A 15,347-nucleotide genomic window follows, 5' to 3' on the forward strand; every position below is an offset into this window, starting at 1 on the left:
GGCTGCAGATCATCTGCAGCCCTCTTCCATTGGGCATCGAGATCATCAGGCTTTATGAAGGTGTCGCAACCCATCCAGGAAAGCAGTCACGGTCAGCTGCAGGCTCTCATCCGGGTCAAAGTTCATGCCGAAGCCTCCTTTTTCACCGATGGAGGCGAAGCCGTGGCAAAGACTGCGTAAACCGCGAACGGCATGGAGCGCTTCCGCTTCACTTAGCGAATAGGGCTGCAACAGGCGGAGCATCAGATCCAGGGCAGCTGTACTCTCGACTACGAGCTGCGGTTCCTGCCGGTCCGGGGCATGGAAGAAGGCTTCATACAGCCCTGGATGCTTGTGGACGAAGCCGATATATGCAGCAGCGACCTCCTGAATGGCTTCGTCGCCCGAACGGCCGGCCGAAGCCTCAGTTAATGCACGCCTGAGCTGCTGTGCGGACATCAACGCCAATTCCTGGCGAAGCCCGGGAAGACCGTTGATGTGGTTGTAGAGCGACGGAGAGCGCACATCCAGCCGCTGGGCCAGAGCGGCCAGTGTTAGCGAATGGAATCCGTCGCTGTCGGCAAGCTGGGTGGCGGCGCTTAACAGAGCGCCGCGATCCAGCCCTTGACGGGGGCTCACAGATGCCCCCCGGCAGGGCGCAGCCGCTGCTCCGCGTCTGCCGTAGCTGCGCGCATGGCCGCGGCGGGCTGACGCAGCATTCGTCCGTGCCCTACAGCGAGCACGGACGGCTCCAGCTCAGCCAGGCGCTTGGCGCTGGCAAGAGCAAGTTCACAGTTCCACGTCGCCAGCGCGGGGAACGGAAAGAGCGGGCGCAGGTGGCCGGATACGGCGAGGCCACCGTGCAGCTGATACGCGTCGCCAGCGATGAGCACGCGGCTGCGCGTATCCATGAAGGCCATATGGCCCGGCGTATGGCCTGGGGTGGCAATGGCGACCAGGGATCCGATTCGGTCGCCATCATCGAGCAAGCGGTCCGGGCGGGTGCGGATCGCTTTGGGGACACTGCCGCGTACCGGAGTCTGCGGCTCGCCGGGAAGCAGGGAAGCGTCGCCGGCCAGCAGCGAGGCATCTCTTCTGGAGATGCAGACCTCGGCTTTAGGCAGCGCATCCTTCAGACCATCCAGTGCACCAACATGGTCGCCATGGGCGTGAGTCAGAATAATTCTGGTAATTGGTTTGCCCAGAGATTGTGCAGTAGCCAGAATCCCCTTGAGACTGAATGGCATTCCGGCATCAATAAGAGTAAACCCATCATCTTCTTCAACAAGATATACGTTCACAGGGAAGAGGCGTGGGAGGAATGAAACTTGGACAACATCATGCTCACGTGTAATTCGCATCATTAAATCCTCCTTAAAACTAATGTTATTAGTAATATAACTAATGTAATTAGTTTTTGCAATACCCTATGTGAATATGCTTAAAAAATAGGATATTTCAAAATCCCCAAACACTTTACAAAAAAAGCGTTTTCAAAATAGGAATAACCGATTATAATAATCTCGTAAGCCCTTTCATATGTCTATCTTATTGGAGCCGTTCGCCAAGCGATCGGCTCACTTTTTTTGTTCTTTTCCCTTAAACAACGGATAGAACTCCAACGTTTTACTTAGCCTATGAAGGGCCTGTATATACTGGTATGACAGGAGATAACAGGTTTTCACCACCGGGTGAAGAGTGTTGACAAACATAACTGTTATTCCTATAATAACAGTTATACTTACCTTGGATTGAATTTTCATCGGTGAACGGTATGCCGGGAAGGGAGTAAGTAATGAACAGTGAATTTACCATTGCTGTGCACTGTCTGGTCTTTCTGTCCATGAAGGATGAGTGTATGGCCAATAGTGAAGACTTGTCTCAAAGTGTGGGTACGCATCCAGCCAGAGTACGCAAGGTGCTTAGTGTGCTGCGGAAGCATGGATACCTGACCACCAAGGAAGGTGCCCATGGTGGATATCTGCTCAGCCGTCCGAGTGAACAAATCAAGCTTGGAGAACTGTACAGACTGGTGGCAGGTGGATCACTTGGTCCCAGCTGGTGCTCGGGAGAGTCCGGTTCAACATGCGTTGTTTCTTCCAATATGCAAAGTGTGATGGGAAGTATCTACGATGGAGGCGAAGAAGCACTGAGCGCTTATTTTGACCGTATATCCATTGAGGATGTGAAGCATCGTATCGGTAATGGGGAAGAATGTTCCTTGGCTATGGAACCCTTGTCCATGAAGGAAAGATCCTGACAGATTGAATCGTTAACCGTTCTTCATGATCTGGCCTTGGACTGCTGCTGTCAGGCATGGTGGACAGGCTATATAAGGGCGTTTGCTCCGGTTGTAAGATCCGTTGATGTTTCAGGCGATTCCGGGCATAACGTGAACACAGATGGAAGCGATCGTCTGCGCTGATGTTATTTTCGGAAGGTGAGTACTCGGTAGAGTTTGGCCTTGCGAACGTAAAAAAATAAAAAAGAACTTGGGGAGTGGAACGCATGTCCAGCATTGAAAACAATGAAACACTTCGCGTGATTAACGAACGTCACGCTGTCAAAAAGTACGAAAGTGGTTTTGTTATGCCTGAAGCAGATCTGAACGCTATCCTGACAGCCGCTTCCGAAGCACCGTCTTCATGGAACCTGCAGCACTGGAAATTCCTCGTGATTGAATCCGAAGCAGACAAAGCCAAGTTGCTGCCAATCGCTTACGGCCAAAGTCAAATCACAGACAGCTCCGTTACGATTGCTGTACTCGGAGATCTGGAAGCAAACCGCAACGCCGTGATTTATGATCAGGCTGTTGAAGCAGGTGCGATCCCGGCTGAAGTTCGTGACGCATTGGTTGGACAGATCAATGGTGCTTACCAAAATCCGCAAATCGCCCGTGATGAAGCAATCCGCAATGCATCTTTTGCTTCACAGAACATTATGCTTGCTGCACGTTCCCTGGGATATGATACTTGCCCAATGGGTGGTTACAACCCGCAACAATTGATCGAAACATTCAACATCCCTGCGCGTTATTTGCCAACGTTGTTGATCACTGTAGGTAAAGCTGCAGTTCCAGCTCGTCCGGCAGGTCGTTTCCCGCTGTCTGAAGTTGTTGTTAAAGGTTCTTTCTAAGACTGATTTTGGATCAGTTATCGCTATAGATATCAATAGATATAACATAAATAGCCGCATGTCCCTTCTAGAGGGAACATGCGGCTATTTGGTATTTAAAATAAAGATGGGGCATTATTTCTCTGGTGTTTCCGGGATTTTCGGTGCATTGAAATCTTCCAAATACTCAATTGCGTTATACATCATAACCGCAGCTTCAGCGCGGGTAATCGTATCCTTCGGATTGAAGTTGCCCTCGGCATCGAGCGTGTTAATCTTCAAGACAAGGGAGCGTTGAACAGCGCCTTGAAATTCTGGCGTAAGCTCTTTTTCATCCGTGATATTTACAGGTTTGATGTTAATCATCGGCAGGCCACCTTTGGCTTCAATGCCCTGCATCAAGAAAAGGGTGTACTGTTCACGGGTCAGCGCCTTGGAAGGATCGATATCGTTGGACATCTTAATACCATTGAACTGGGCACGGACAAAAGCATCGCTGTACCATACGCCATCTTTTACGTTGGAGAAGTAGTCACTTGGCAGGGGTTGTTTGACAAAACGAATCGTGTCCAAATTCAGATTCAGACCATCTGCAATGAGCTGAATACCCTGAGCCGTGTTTAGTTCCTGTTCCGGTTTGAACAAGCTATCACTCACGCCTTTGATTAAGCCATCCTGATGCAGGGATTCAATCTTGTCTGCCCCTGCAATACCTTGAATATCAGTGAATTCCGCTTGAGCGGCGTGAATTGGACCAGCGCTCAGAGAAAGGGTAAGTAAAGCTCCGGCTGTTAATGCAGCCAATATATTTTTTTTCATGTCAGGTTCGCCTCACTTTTCCAGGGAATATCCCTTTGTTTATAAGCTATTTGTCCCTATAGACGACCTTATTCCTCAAAAGGTTGCTGCAATTTTCCATTGGTTTTCAATATGAAATTCCGTTGGATTAGGTACAATGTGGTTGGACTATTGTAAGCCCTCTTGCTTTGTATTATGTTGAGGGAGGATAACCGCTGAAGCAAAAGACAGTGAATTGGGTAAGTACATAACAGTGGAATCAACTATTCGGGTTAATACTTCTTATCATTGCTTGTAATTACGGAGTAAGGTCAATCATTTGAATCAATAAGGAGAGAATGAGACGATGGAACCGACAGCAACGAATGAAGCTTTTTTCTATACAGGTACTTATGCATCAGCAGATCAACCGGGGATTTTTCTCTGTGCGTTGAACAAGGATACAGGCGAGTTGCGGATTGTAAGTCATATGGATGGGGTGGATAATCCATCCTATCTGGCTTTATCTGCGGATGGGGATTGTCTCTACGCGGTAAGTGAGACAGATGAGGGAGAGGTGCTGGTCTATCGCAGGGATGCCGCAACGGGTGAGCTGCACCTGATGGATCGCAAGTTGACGAAGGGCGCTTCGCCTTGTTATGTGTCTGTCAGTGAGGACGGCAAGTGGGTGCTGACTTCGAACTACAGCAGCGGCAGTGTGAACGTATTTCCGGTAGGAGATCAAGGCACGCTTGAAGAGATGAGTGCTTTGATTGAGCATACGGGAAGAGGGCAGAACGATGACCGTCAGGAAGGGCCGCACGCTCACTCCATTCAACCGGACCCTTCGGGTCAGTACGCCGTTGTCTGTGATCTGGGTCTGGATCAGATTATTGTGTATCGTCAAGAAGAAGGCCGCTTAGTAACGCATCGTGAGACGAATCAGCCTCCAGGCTCTGGACCGAGACATCTCGTCTTCCACCCAAACTCGCAATGGGCCTATGTGATTAATGAATTGAGTAACACCGTTACGGCATTCATGTATGATCAGCGTCGAGGTGAGTTCACTACGTTGCAGCATATCACCACACTGCCTGAAGGACATTCTGGAGAAGGTACGGCAGCGGACATCCGTGTCTCCCCGTGTGGTCGCTTCCTGTATGCTTCCAACCGCGGGGACGACAGTATTGTGCTGTATCACATTGACCAGGAATCCGGTGAGCTGGAGGCGATAGAGTGGACTTCCACTATCGGTCAGACTCCGCGTAACTTCAACCTGCTTCCCGGTGGTATTCTGCTGGTGGCCAATCAGGACAGCAACAACCTTGTTGCTTTTCAGATCAATGGTGAAGATGGACGTCTGACACACAACGGATTCAAGTTGGAGATCCCCCGCCCAGTGTGTATTACTCCGGTAGTATAAAGTGAGATGACACAACATTCTTTGTTACGTTCAGATTCCGAAAGATCGAGCGTGCGAGAAAAGAAGCATTCCAGTCGAAAGATTCATCTTTCGGCTTTTTTCCTTTTTTTCATATATGAAATTACTAAGCTAGACCTATAGATGGAATTATATGTTTATTTTAAAATGATTGTATTAAAGCGCTTATATATAAGATGGCGCTACCAAGGGCATCGGGCTTACCAATTCGATTGGGGAGGCAATGGCTTTATGGAAAAACGATCGTTATGGAAGCGAACATTGCGGAACGCAGGGGTATCCCTGCTGAGTTCTGCGTTACTGGTTACTTCGCTCGGTCTTGGAAACACGCCAGTCACTCATGCTGCGGGTGCCCGTCAGATGGAGTTTCTGGACCGCGGTGTAGTTGCAGTGAAGACAGGCACAGGTGTGTTTGTCAGTTGGCGGCTTCTGGGTACGGAAGGGTCGAATGTATCGTTTAATGTCTATCGGGATGGAACCAAGGTAAACGCATCGCCTATAACGAACAGCACCAACCTCCAGGATACAAGCGGGACAAGCAGTTCCAAATATACGGTGCGAGCCGTAGTCAGTGGGACCGAGCAGGCTGCTTCGGCGGCAGTGAGCGTATGGGGCAATAATTATTTGTCTGTACCTCTCAGTGTACCCGCAGGAGGCACAACACCGGATGGTGTAGCCTACACGTACAGTGCCAATGATGCGAGTGCAGGCGATGTGGACGGGGACGGCGAGTATGAACTGATTGTAAAGTGGGACCCGTCCAACTCCAAGGATAATTCCCAAAGCGGCTATACGGGTGAAGTATTTATCGATGCCTACAAATTGAATGGAACGCGCCTGTGGCGAATCAGTCTGGGTAAAAATATCCGTGCGGGTGCCCATTACACCCAGTTCATGGTGTACGATCTGGACGGAGACGGCAAGGCAGAAGTGGCGATGAAAACGGCTGATGGTACCAAGGATGGTACGGGCGTAGTCATCGGGGATGCCAGCAAGGATTATCGTAATTCTAGCGGATACGTTCTGTCCGGACCGGAGTTCCTTACGATCTTTAATGGACAGACCGGCAAAGCACTTTCCACGGTGAACTACGAACCGGCGCGCGGCAATGTGTCCGATTGGGGAGACAACTACGGCAATCGGGTCGATCGATTCCTTGCAGCCATTGCGTATTTGGATGGGGAGCGGCCAAGTCTGGTCATGGCGCGTGGATACTATACCCGAACCGTGCTGGTGGCGTACAACTGGCGGGATGGGCAATTGACGAAACAATGGACTTTTGATTCCAATACATCAGGTAATTCCGGTTATGGTGGACAAGGTAATCATAATTTGAGTGTGGCAGACGTGGACGGTGATGGCAAAGATGAGATCGTATATGGCGCGATGGCGGTGGATGATAACGGCAAAGGACTCTACACGACAGGACTTCATCATGGGGATGCGATGCATCTCAGTGATCTGGACCCGGATCGTGCAGGACTTGAAGTATTCCAGGTGCATGAGACACCGTCCAATGCCGGAGTGGAATTCCGCGATGCGCGTACAGGTCAGTTGATCTGGGGCGTACCTACGACCAAAGATATTGGGCGCGGCATGGCAGCCGATATCGATCCACGTTATAAGGGTGCCGAAGTGTGGGCGGATGGTGGTTTGTATACAGCCAAAGGACAGAAAATTGGGACAACCCTGCCTTCCTCCACGAATTTTGGCATCTGGTGGGACGGTGACCTGCTCCGTGAACTGCTGGACAGCAACCGGATTGATAAATGGGACTACGCCAATAGCAAAACGGTTAATCTGTTGACCGCATCCGGTGTTTCTTCCAATAATGGAACGAAATCCACACCGAATCTGCAGGCTGACCTGTTTGGCGACTGGAGAGAAGAAGTGGTATGGCGGACCAATGACAGCTCTGCACTGCGCATCTACACGACAACAGCCGTTACGGACAAACGGATCTACACCCTGATGCATGATCCGGTATACCGTCTTGGTGTAGCTTGGCAAAATGTAGCCTATAACCAACCGCCACATACTGGCTTTTATTTAGGAGATGGCATGAGTACACCTCCCGTACCGAATATCCGGTACGCTGGCAAATAAGAGGGAAAGGGCATGACTCATGCCAATCCCAGGGCTGATGTTACAGCGTATAAAGCTTACCGCTGACAAGGGAACAACGGTCTTTGGTCCGTTGTTCTTTTTTTTCTGCCATTTCCACAGATATTCGGTAGAAATCGGAAAAAAACGTTTGACAGTCATATGTACTGCCCTTATGATACGTATATAACTCACTAAACAGGTAGGAATAATAAAAATGACTAAGCCCTATTTTCGGGAGCAGTCATTTACAGTCACATGAGAGATCGTAACGTGAACAGAATAACGTTCTCACCGTATAGACGGAGGAACACCGCAGCGCATCATTTCTGGATGAAGCATACACGGCCTTTGGGCCGGCATGACTTTATGAGGGAGAAGTGCGCGGGGGTTCCTCCGTTTTTTGTTTTTTTTTCGGTGCGTTCCATGCTGTTCAGCCTGCCTGAGGTAATCTTGCAGATCCATTCGGGGGGAGTGTTAGCTATGAAAAAGAGAATTCATAAGGGTATTTTGGTTGGTCTGGCATTGGTGTTAACAGGGGTACTGGCGGCATGCGGATCGGAAAGTGGTGGCACGAATGCGACAGCAACATCGGGAGGAACGGAAGGCGGCAAAGAAGGGGCAAAAGCGATCGAGCTGCTGAATGTATCCTATGATCCGACACGTGAACTCTATGAGCAATATAACAAGGCGTTTGCGGCGTATTGGCTAAAAGAGAAAGGTCAGGAAGTAACGGTTAAGCAATCTCATGGCGGTTCAGGTAAACAGAGTCGTTCTGTCATAGATGGGCTGGATGCGGATGTGGTTACGCTGGCATTGGGATACGATATCGATGCTATTGAAGACAAAGGTCTGATCAATGCGGGGTGGCAGGACAAATACGAGCACAACAGCTCCCCGTATACTTCAACGATCGTGTTTTTGGTACGCAAAGGCAATCCGAAAGGCATTAAGGACTGGGATGATCTCATCAAGGGAGATACCCAGGTCATTACCCCGAATCCGAAAACGTCCGGTGGAGCACGCTGGAACTATCTGGCGGCATGGGGATATGCGCTCAAACATAACAACAATGATGAAGAGAAGGCCAAAGCATTTGTTGCAGAACTGTTCAAACATGCGCCTGTCCTTGACTCTGGAGCACGTGGGGCGACGACTACGTTTGTAGAGCGCGGTATTGGTGATGTACTGCTTGCATGGGAGAATGAGGCTTTCTTGTCAGTTAAAGAGCTGGGACCGGACAAATTCGACATTGTTGTGCCTTCGGTCAGTATTTTGGCTGAACCACCTGTAGCAATTGTAGATAAAAATGCAGACAAAAAAGGTAGCCGCGAAGTGGCTGACGCCTATCTGAAATATTTGTATAGCGAAGAGGGGCAAACCATTGCTGCTGAGAACTATTACCGTCCAACCCTGGACAGCGTGAAGGAAAAGTTCAAGGATCAGTTCCCGCAGCTTGAGCTGTTCACATTGAACGATGTATTCGGTACATGGCGCGATACCCAGGCCAAGCATTTTAATGATGGCGGTATCTTTGACCAGATTTATGTTCCGGGCAGCTAATGCTTCTGACGTCGATGATGTTGCTTGACCATGTAAGCGGCCAACCAGTCCGACCGACTGAAGGCAGAGAGGATGAACGTGCATGAGCAAGGTGATGGTGGCCCGGAGTCGCACACTGCCGGGATTCGGATTAACGATGGGTTACAGTGTGCTTTACCTGAGCCTGGTTGTACTTATTCCACTCGCAGCGCTCTTGTTTAACTCCACGGGGCTGACCTGGTCCACACTGATTGAGGTGGCGACGAATCCCCGGGTACTTGCTTCTTTCCAGGTGAGTTTTCTGACTGCAGGTGCAGCGGCGCTGATCGATCTGGTTCTCGGGTTACTCTTGGCTTGGGTACTTGTCCGGTATGAGTTCCCTGGAAAACGGCTGTTTGATGCCGTTATTGATCTGCCTTTTGCTTTGCCGACGGCAGTGGCCGGGGTTGCCTTAACGGCGCTGTATGCCGGAAATGGCTGGATTGGGCAGTTTGTGGAGCCTTTGGGCATCAAGCTGGCCTATTCACAGGCGGGCATTACGCTCGCGCTGATGTTTATCGGGATTCCGTTTGTGGTGCGTACGGTGCAGCCGGTTTTGCAGGAACTGGAGACTGAGGTGGAGGAAGCTGCCGCTACGCTGGGAGCGGGAAGATGGCGGATATTCCGGAAGATCCTGCTTCCGGATCTGATCCCGCCGCTGCTGACAGGTTTTGCGTTAGCCTTTGCCCGAGGCATTGGCGAATATGGCTCAGTGGTATTTATCTCAGGCAATATGCCGATGAAAACGGAGATTGCGCCCTTGCTGATCATGGCGAAGCTAGAGCAGTTCGATTATGCGGGAGCCACGGCGGTAGCCTTGCTGCTGCTGTTGGTCTCTTTTGTCCTGCTCTTGATCATTAATTCACTTCAACGCTGGAGCCGTAAGGCAGGCAGAGCCTAATGCATAAGCCCACCTATATAAGTTGAACTTAACATTTACACGATAACGGAGAGGACAGAAAAATCTGGAGAAGCGGAGCGTTTGCCTTTATCCCCGGATTTCCCCTTTTTAGGAGTGGTTCATAAAAAATCTGGGGATAACAGCAATCGGAAGATGTTCTGACCGCGCAGTGGTTTAGTGTAAAATCATTTGTTCAACTTATATAAACCAAAAGGAGGTACATAATATGGCGGGTTCCGTTCCATTGACGCCTGCATCCAGTGTGCGAACCGGGCCGGGGCCAAACCGTGCAACCACGGAAGCACCATGGGTCAAATGGTTGTTGATCGGATTGGCAAGTCTGGTGCTGCTCTGGCTGCTCATCTTGCCGCTGGTGATCGTGCTGATGGAAGCGTTAAAGCAAGGCTGGGGTGTCTACATCGCCGCGCTTACCGAGCCGGACGCGATGTCGGCATTGAAACTTACGCTGCTGGTTGCCGGGATCACCGTACCGCTCAATACGATATTCGGTGTGGCGGCTGCGTGGGTCATTACCAAGTTCCAGTTCAGGGGCAAAGGACTCATGATCACCCTGATCGATCTTCCTTTTTCGATCTCGCCTGTGGTAGGCGGATTGATCTTTGTCCTCGTCTTTGGTTCGAATGGATGGTTTGGACCGTGGCTGGCCGAGCATGATATCAAAATTATTTTTGCCCTGCCCGGCATTGTCATCGCAACGTTGTTCATTACGTTTCCCTTCGTCGCCAGAGAACTGATTCCGCTAATGGAAGATCAGGGCACGAGGGAAGAAGAAGCGGCGGTTACACTTGGGGCATCCGGGTGGCGGATTTTCTGGAATGTGACCCTGCCCAACATCAAGTGGGGACTGTTGTATGGCATTATTTTGTGTAATGCGCGGGCGATGGGCGAGTTTGGGGCCGTGTCTGTTGTATCGGGACATATTCGCGGGGAGACCAACACCTTGCCGCTGCATGTCGAGATCCTGTATAACGAATATCAATTCTCCGCTTCGTTTGCCGTCGCCTCCTTGTTGCTGATTTTGGCTCTGGCAACGTTGCTGCTCAAGAGCTGGTTGGGTCATAAAACGATTCCCGAAAAGTGATTTAACACTCCTGTATCCCTGCCAATCATCTTGGTTTTGAAGAGGGTTCCGAATGTAAATGGTTTTTGTTTAAAGTTCATGAAAATTCGGATTGACAGCTACTGGAAGCCCTGCTAATGTATAAACCAAGTATATGGGTTGGATAAGAATGAATTATAAGTCGGGTTGGATGACAGCGCACTTGAGGAATATAGCGGGCAGTAGCCCGAGAAGAGGAGGCGGCTCTATGGCTAAGCCGTTAAAAGTGGATGAGGTATGGATGGATCGAATTGCCGGACAACTGAATGACATGGAGTTTGGCTCGTTACACATCGTTGTACACGAAGGCCAGATTGTGCAGATGGAGCGGACCGAACGCAAGCGTTTTGAAAATACGCCCTCCGGCAGCGCCTCCAAATCCGGCAGCACTGCACGAAGCAGCTCACCCCGTTCATTGCGCTCATCGAATGCAAGCGCGAAGGGATAGGGTTTATGTAATTCAGGATCGAATTAGGCATAATGCAAAAATAGTAGAAATCAAAAAAAGAGAAGCCGAATGCCGGCTTCTCTTTTCTAGTTTTGAATGAACTGAGTCTGATGATGCCGGGTAAACCAAGTTAAAATAAAGGTTTATTTTTCGGAAATGGCTCCAGATGTGCGTGGTTTATAGAGGTTTAGCTCCACATCCAGGTTCTCATCCTCATGTGCTTCTGTACTGTGATTCAATTCCTTATCCGAATCGGTGTGTCCCGCGTAGGGGCGATCACTGCGAGAGGGCGCTCCTGTCAGGCTGAAGCCGGAGATGAACAGGATGAGTTGCAATCCTAATGCGTAGGGCGCAGCAGCAAGTCCGATCAGATGAAGCAGGGAGCACATGGCAATTAGGGTAAAGAGTGCTTTGGTTACTGTGCCCGATGAACCTTGTCTTGGGCTGGACCAGAGCAGATAACCATAGAATACCGTGATGATTAAGGAAACGAAGCGTATCCATGGCAAAGCGTTGGACCAGGAATGCCAGAAGGGATATAACAACCCTTGTTGACGAAACACAAAATCAGCGATCAGGTACAGTACAGCCACGACAGCGGCAGGCTCAGCAGCCGGACGAATGACATTCCAGATCGCCCTTCCCCAATGATCAGGATGTGCGTATCGATTCAATTCATCGGACAATGCTGCACTCTCTCGCTCCAGAGCCCTGTGCATCAATGCCAGTCGAGCGGGATCAACATCGATGATACAGCTGCGGATTTGATCCTGAAGCTGTGGAGACAGATGCACTGCGGCTCTGCAGGACAGCATAGCACTTAATAATTCATGATGCTCATGTTCCGTTAGATCAACATTCCGATGTTCTTTGGCTGTGAGTTGTCCCAATAGGGTTGTACTTATGTATAATGTATCTCGTATCTCTTGCATTCGCCTGTCACGGCTTCGTCTGACCTCAGTTGCAGACCATACGTAGAGTCCAAGCAGTACAGTGATCATTCCGAGTAGTACCGCCACGTAGCCCGGATATGAGAATAGAGCAAGCATCCAGCGTTGAAGCACAGTGGTTCCTCCTTTGCAAAAACTGTAGCGTAGCATGAAACACGGTTCACATAAGCTTTCTCTCACTATTACACAGGAATTGCGTGAATTCAAGCAGGAACAGTAGGGATTTACTGTCATAAGAAGGACCAGAGCACCCATGCAAAGAAGATGTAAATTCTATGAATTTTTTAATTCTGTCATAATCATCGGTTTAATTAGGAAGGGAGCATGATCTATGAACCAGATCAACATTGAACACACACCGCCCTCAGCAGCAGAATACCTAGCGTTACGGAAAAGCGCAGGTCTTAGTGCGATGAGCAAGGAGGGAGCGGAGATTGGGCTGCCGAATAGCCTGTTTGCCGTATGTCTGCGTGCAGAAAATGAAATCGTAGGCATGGGCCGGGTCATCGGGGACGGTGGTTGCTTCTTTCAGGTGGTGGATATCGCCGTGCGCCCGGATCAGCAGGGAAGAGGATATGGCAAATTGATCATGAGCGAGATCATGAATTATTTGCGTGAACATGTGCCTGCTCGTGGACTGGTTAGCCTGCTGGCTGACGTCCCTGCCGATCGTCTGTACGCTCAATATGGCTTCACCTATACCAGTCCGAAATCGGAAGGCATGTGGTGGAGGCAAGGGGAATAGTTGATAGAAACAAGGAGAATTAAGCCTCGCCTTGTGTATATGGAATTAGTCTAGCCAAACTCAATTCGTACAATCGGTTATTCAAACCTTTGGTTGTCATCCAAAGGTTTTTTGCTTTACATCCAATTATTTACAGGTATAATGTAAATCAAATACAATTTACGATTTACAAATTACGATAATAACAATAAATGCAGAATGGAGGATACGAATTTGGATAAGAACCAGCGGACTCAATTTAATCAAATGGTGGAACGATCCATGGAGCAGGCCAGCAGAAACCTTTCGGGAACCAAGGGGGTCGTCTCGGTAAGATTAAGTCAGGAAGAGATTGATATTATTGATCAGCTTGTATTTCTTGAACTGGCCAAGAATCGATCTGATGCAACGGCTATGTTAATTAGGGAAGGGATTCGGACTCATCAATCGCTATTGAACGAGATTCAGGAGTATACGGCAGAGCTTGAGCGCGTAAAGGCCAAGATACAACGGTCCATTCGCAATTCAGGTTTGTTGACACGTCTGCAAAATGAAACTGAAAGTGATAGTGAGGGGAAAGGAGAGGGAGTGAATGAAACAGACGAAAAATGAAATCCATAACGACAGTTACGGATCTGTTCTGCGTCTTCCATCTTTTTGTGTACTTCTTGCAGGCAGACTGATATCCGGTGCAGGTCAAATTTTATTTTCCATGGCTACGATGTGGTATATTCTTCAACTAACCGAGTCAGCACTCGCAGCAGCACTGATTCCTATGTTGCCATACTTTATCTATGCTTTTTTGGGCATACCACTGGCTACAATCAGTGATCGGCTGCCCAAAAAGCAGCTCTTGATCTGGACAGATATACTTAGAGCGTGCGTGGCCTGTATATTGGCGCTTTTATTCATGAGTGGTCAGATGGTACCGTGGCATATCTATGCTGCCAATTTGCTCATTGCGATTCTTGGATTTTTGTTCAATCCGGCAACCCAGACCGTCATCCCCGCAATTCTGCCCGACCCGTCGAAACAGTTAGCACCAGCCAACGCACTTCTAAATTCATCTTCCAAAACAATTGAATTGCTTGGATATGCTGTAGGTGGCATATTGGTGGCGTTCATCTCAGTCCAGTCAATCCTTTTCATCTATGCACTTACCTTTCTGCTATCTGCTTTCTCCATTGTCTTTATTCATATTCCGGTGACCAAAGTGGTCAAACAAAAAGGGATTTCTGGCTTCATGAAGGATAGTTTGCAAGGGATTACCTTTTTGTTCTCACGTAAAATTCTGGCCAGCTGCATCATTTTTGGTGCCATTATCAACTTTGCTGGTGCGCCTCTGCACATCTTCACTCCGATTTTTGCTGACATGGTTCTTCATGCCGGACCACAAGGGTACGGTCTTCTCCAATCGGCCTTTGCCGCTGGTAGTATTGCAGGCTCTTTGCTCAGCGGGAAATATGCCAAACGGCTTTCGCTTGCTCGATGGTTCCTGATCAGTTACCTCATCTCAGGTGCAAGTTTGTTACTCATGCCTATGTTTCCTAATCTGTATATCGCCATCGCCTGTTCATTCTTGTTAATGCTGGGGCTTGCCCTCGTAAATGTACCTCTGGTTACCTCGATCCTTCTATCCACACCGGAAGAAAAGAGAGGGCGTGTCATGAACAGTATGGGAGTCTTAATGAGTGGTGTCAGTAATCCACTCGGTTTATTGCTCGGAGGCTGGTTTATTGAAACGTATAATCCATCCTGGGTGTACATGGGGATTGGTATATTTGTTATTGTGATGGGGCTGGGGAGCATGTTTGTTAGGCCTTTCCGAGAGGAGCAGGGGAAACATTCCAGACAGCAAGCGGCATCCGTTTAATTATAATCAATGTGAGAATACCTCCATTTTTTATACGATAATTCCGATTGGGTTAACATGAGTATGTCGCGTAAATGGATATCTTAAATAATTTATGTAAAATAATTCAATTAAAAAGAAGGAATATCAAAATTTATGTAGAAATTGGTTATTAAGAGGGGGAGACAAATGGGAGGTAATTTATCATGGAAAACAAGGAAATTTTATCTGTACAGGACTTGATGGCATTAGAGGTTGAAGAGGATAACTACATGTTCGAGGAAACCAGCCTGTGTACCGTGTGCAGCTGGACAAGCTCACAGACAATCGCTGTCGAGAGCTAGGAACATCTTCATT

General features: G+C 48.9%; 16 protein-coding genes. 12 read left to right on the top strand and 4 right to left on the bottom strand.

Translation table 11 applies throughout. From position 1 onward, the window contains the following. Positions 1 to 45: 45 nt before the first annotated feature. Both MKY42_RS02670 and MKY42_RS02675 read right to left on the bottom strand, forming a co-directional pair. The gene (locus MKY42_RS02670) at positions 46 to 618 is read right to left on the bottom strand and encodes a TetR-like C-terminal domain-containing protein (RefSeq protein ID WP_339848372.1); all 573 of its coding nucleotides are present in this window, start codon (positions 616 to 618) and stop codon (positions 46 to 48) included. Then, on the bottom strand, positions 615 to 1,340 hold the full coding sequence (locus MKY42_RS02675) for an MBL fold metallo-hydrolase (RefSeq protein ID WP_339852677.1): 726 nt from the start codon (positions 1,338 to 1,340) through the stop codon (positions 615 to 617). The genes MKY42_RS02670 and MKY42_RS02675 overlap by 4 nt, the downstream gene beginning before the upstream one ends. 434 nt (positions 1,341 to 1,774) lie before the next feature. Here MKY42_RS02675 and MKY42_RS02680 point away from each other — a divergent pair, with 434 nt between their 5' ends. Together MKY42_RS02680 and MKY42_RS02685 are read left to right on the top strand one after the other, a co-directional pair. Beyond that, the gene (locus MKY42_RS02680) at positions 1,775 to 2,239 is read left to right on the top strand and encodes an Rrf2 family transcriptional regulator (protein WP_339848373.1); all 465 of its coding nucleotides are present in this window, start codon (positions 1,775 to 1,777) and stop codon (positions 2,237 to 2,239) included. A gap of 248 nt (positions 2,240 to 2,487) precedes the next feature. After that, positions 2,488 to 3,114: a nitroreductase family protein gene (locus MKY42_RS02685; RefSeq protein ID WP_063566195.1), complete on the top strand. Its 627-nt coding sequence runs from the start codon at positions 2,488 to 2,490 to the stop codon at positions 3,112 to 3,114. Positions 3,115 to 3,228: 114 nt separating this feature from the next. Here the strand turns inward: MKY42_RS02685 and MKY42_RS02690 are convergent, their stop codons facing one another. Continuing rightward, positions 3,229 to 3,912 carry an S-layer homology domain-containing protein gene (locus MKY42_RS02690; protein ID WP_090904161.1) on the bottom strand — a complete coding sequence of 228 codons (684 nt, stop codon included), beginning with the start codon at positions 3,910 to 3,912 and terminating at the stop codon, positions 3,229 to 3,231. A gap of 325 nt (positions 3,913 to 4,237) precedes the next feature. Between MKY42_RS02690 and MKY42_RS02695 the strand changes: the two genes are divergently transcribed. The 6 genes from MKY42_RS02695 (at position 4,238) to MKY42_RS02720 (ending at position 11,464) form a co-directional block, all read left to right on the top strand. Then, the gene (locus MKY42_RS02695) at positions 4,238 to 5,293 is read left to right on the top strand and encodes a lactonase family protein (RefSeq protein ID WP_179261950.1); all 1,056 of its coding nucleotides are present in this window, start codon (positions 4,238 to 4,240) and stop codon (positions 5,291 to 5,293) included. A 249-nt stretch (positions 5,294 to 5,542) separates the two neighbouring features. Further along, positions 5,543 to 7,417: a rhamnogalacturonan lyase gene (locus tag MKY42_RS02700; protein ID WP_109999216.1), complete on the top strand. Its 1,875-nt coding sequence runs from the start codon at positions 5,543 to 5,545 to the stop codon at positions 7,415 to 7,417. Between the two features lie 480 nt (positions 7,418 to 7,897). Beyond that, positions 7,898 to 8,977 carry a sulfate ABC transporter substrate-binding protein gene (locus tag MKY42_RS02705; RefSeq protein ID WP_090904164.1) on the top strand — a complete coding sequence of 360 codons (1,080 nt, stop codon included), beginning with the start codon at positions 7,898 to 7,900 and terminating at the stop codon, positions 8,975 to 8,977. 82 nt (positions 8,978 to 9,059) lie between these two features. Continuing rightward, entirely contained in the window at positions 9,060 to 9,896 is an 837-nt protein-coding gene (cysT, locus tag MKY42_RS02710; protein ID WP_063566191.1) for a sulfate ABC transporter permease subunit CysT, read from the top strand. A 226-nt stretch (positions 9,897 to 10,122) separates the two neighbouring features. Continuing rightward, positions 10,123 to 10,998, top strand: a complete 876-nt coding sequence (cysW, locus tag MKY42_RS02715; protein ID WP_090904165.1) for a sulfate ABC transporter permease subunit CysW — start codon at positions 10,123 to 10,125, stop codon at positions 10,996 to 10,998. A 226-nt stretch (positions 10,999 to 11,224) separates the two neighbouring features. Continuing rightward, entirely contained in the window at positions 11,225 to 11,464 is a 240-nt protein-coding gene (locus tag MKY42_RS02720; protein ID WP_062322628.1) for a YezD family protein, read from the top strand. A gap of 143 nt (positions 11,465 to 11,607) precedes the next feature. On the opposite strand, the gene MKY42_RS02725 is transcribed toward MKY42_RS02720, so the two are convergent. After that, positions 11,608 to 12,528: a hypothetical protein gene (locus tag MKY42_RS02725; protein ID WP_090904166.1), complete on the bottom strand. Its 921-nt coding sequence runs from the start codon at positions 12,526 to 12,528 to the stop codon at positions 11,608 to 11,610. A gap of 217 nt (positions 12,529 to 12,745) precedes the next feature. On the opposite strand from MKY42_RS02725, the gene MKY42_RS02730 reads away from it, so the two are divergent. The 4 genes from MKY42_RS02730 to MKY42_RS02745 all read left to right on the top strand — a co-directional run bounded on the left by MKY42_RS02730 (position 12,746) and on the right by MKY42_RS02745 (position 15,334). Further along, entirely contained in the window at positions 12,746 to 13,159 is a 414-nt protein-coding gene (locus MKY42_RS02730; RefSeq protein WP_090904167.1) for a GNAT family N-acetyltransferase, read from the top strand. A gap of 213 nt (positions 13,160 to 13,372) precedes the next feature. Further along, entirely contained in the window at positions 13,373 to 13,750 is a 378-nt protein-coding gene (locus MKY42_RS02735; protein WP_090904168.1) for a hypothetical protein, read from the top strand. Continuing rightward, the gene (locus tag MKY42_RS02740; protein ID WP_090904169.1) at positions 13,731 to 15,011 is read left to right on the top strand and encodes an MFS transporter; all 1,281 of its coding nucleotides are present in this window, start codon (positions 13,731 to 13,733) and stop codon (positions 15,009 to 15,011) included. Before MKY42_RS02735 ends, MKY42_RS02740 begins: the two co-directional genes overlap by 20 nt. Positions 15,012 to 15,196: 185 nt before the next feature. After that, the gene (locus tag MKY42_RS02745; RefSeq protein WP_157258615.1) at positions 15,197 to 15,334 is read left to right on the top strand and encodes a hypothetical protein; all 138 of its coding nucleotides are present in this window, start codon (positions 15,197 to 15,199) and stop codon (positions 15,332 to 15,334) included. The last annotated feature ends 13 nt before the right edge of the window (positions 15,335 to 15,347 follow it).

This window comes from Paenibacillus sp. FSL W7-1088, from assembly GCF_037969855.1.
In the GTDB taxonomy this organism is placed as follows: Bacteria; Bacillota; Bacilli; order Paenibacillales; family Paenibacillaceae; genus Paenibacillus.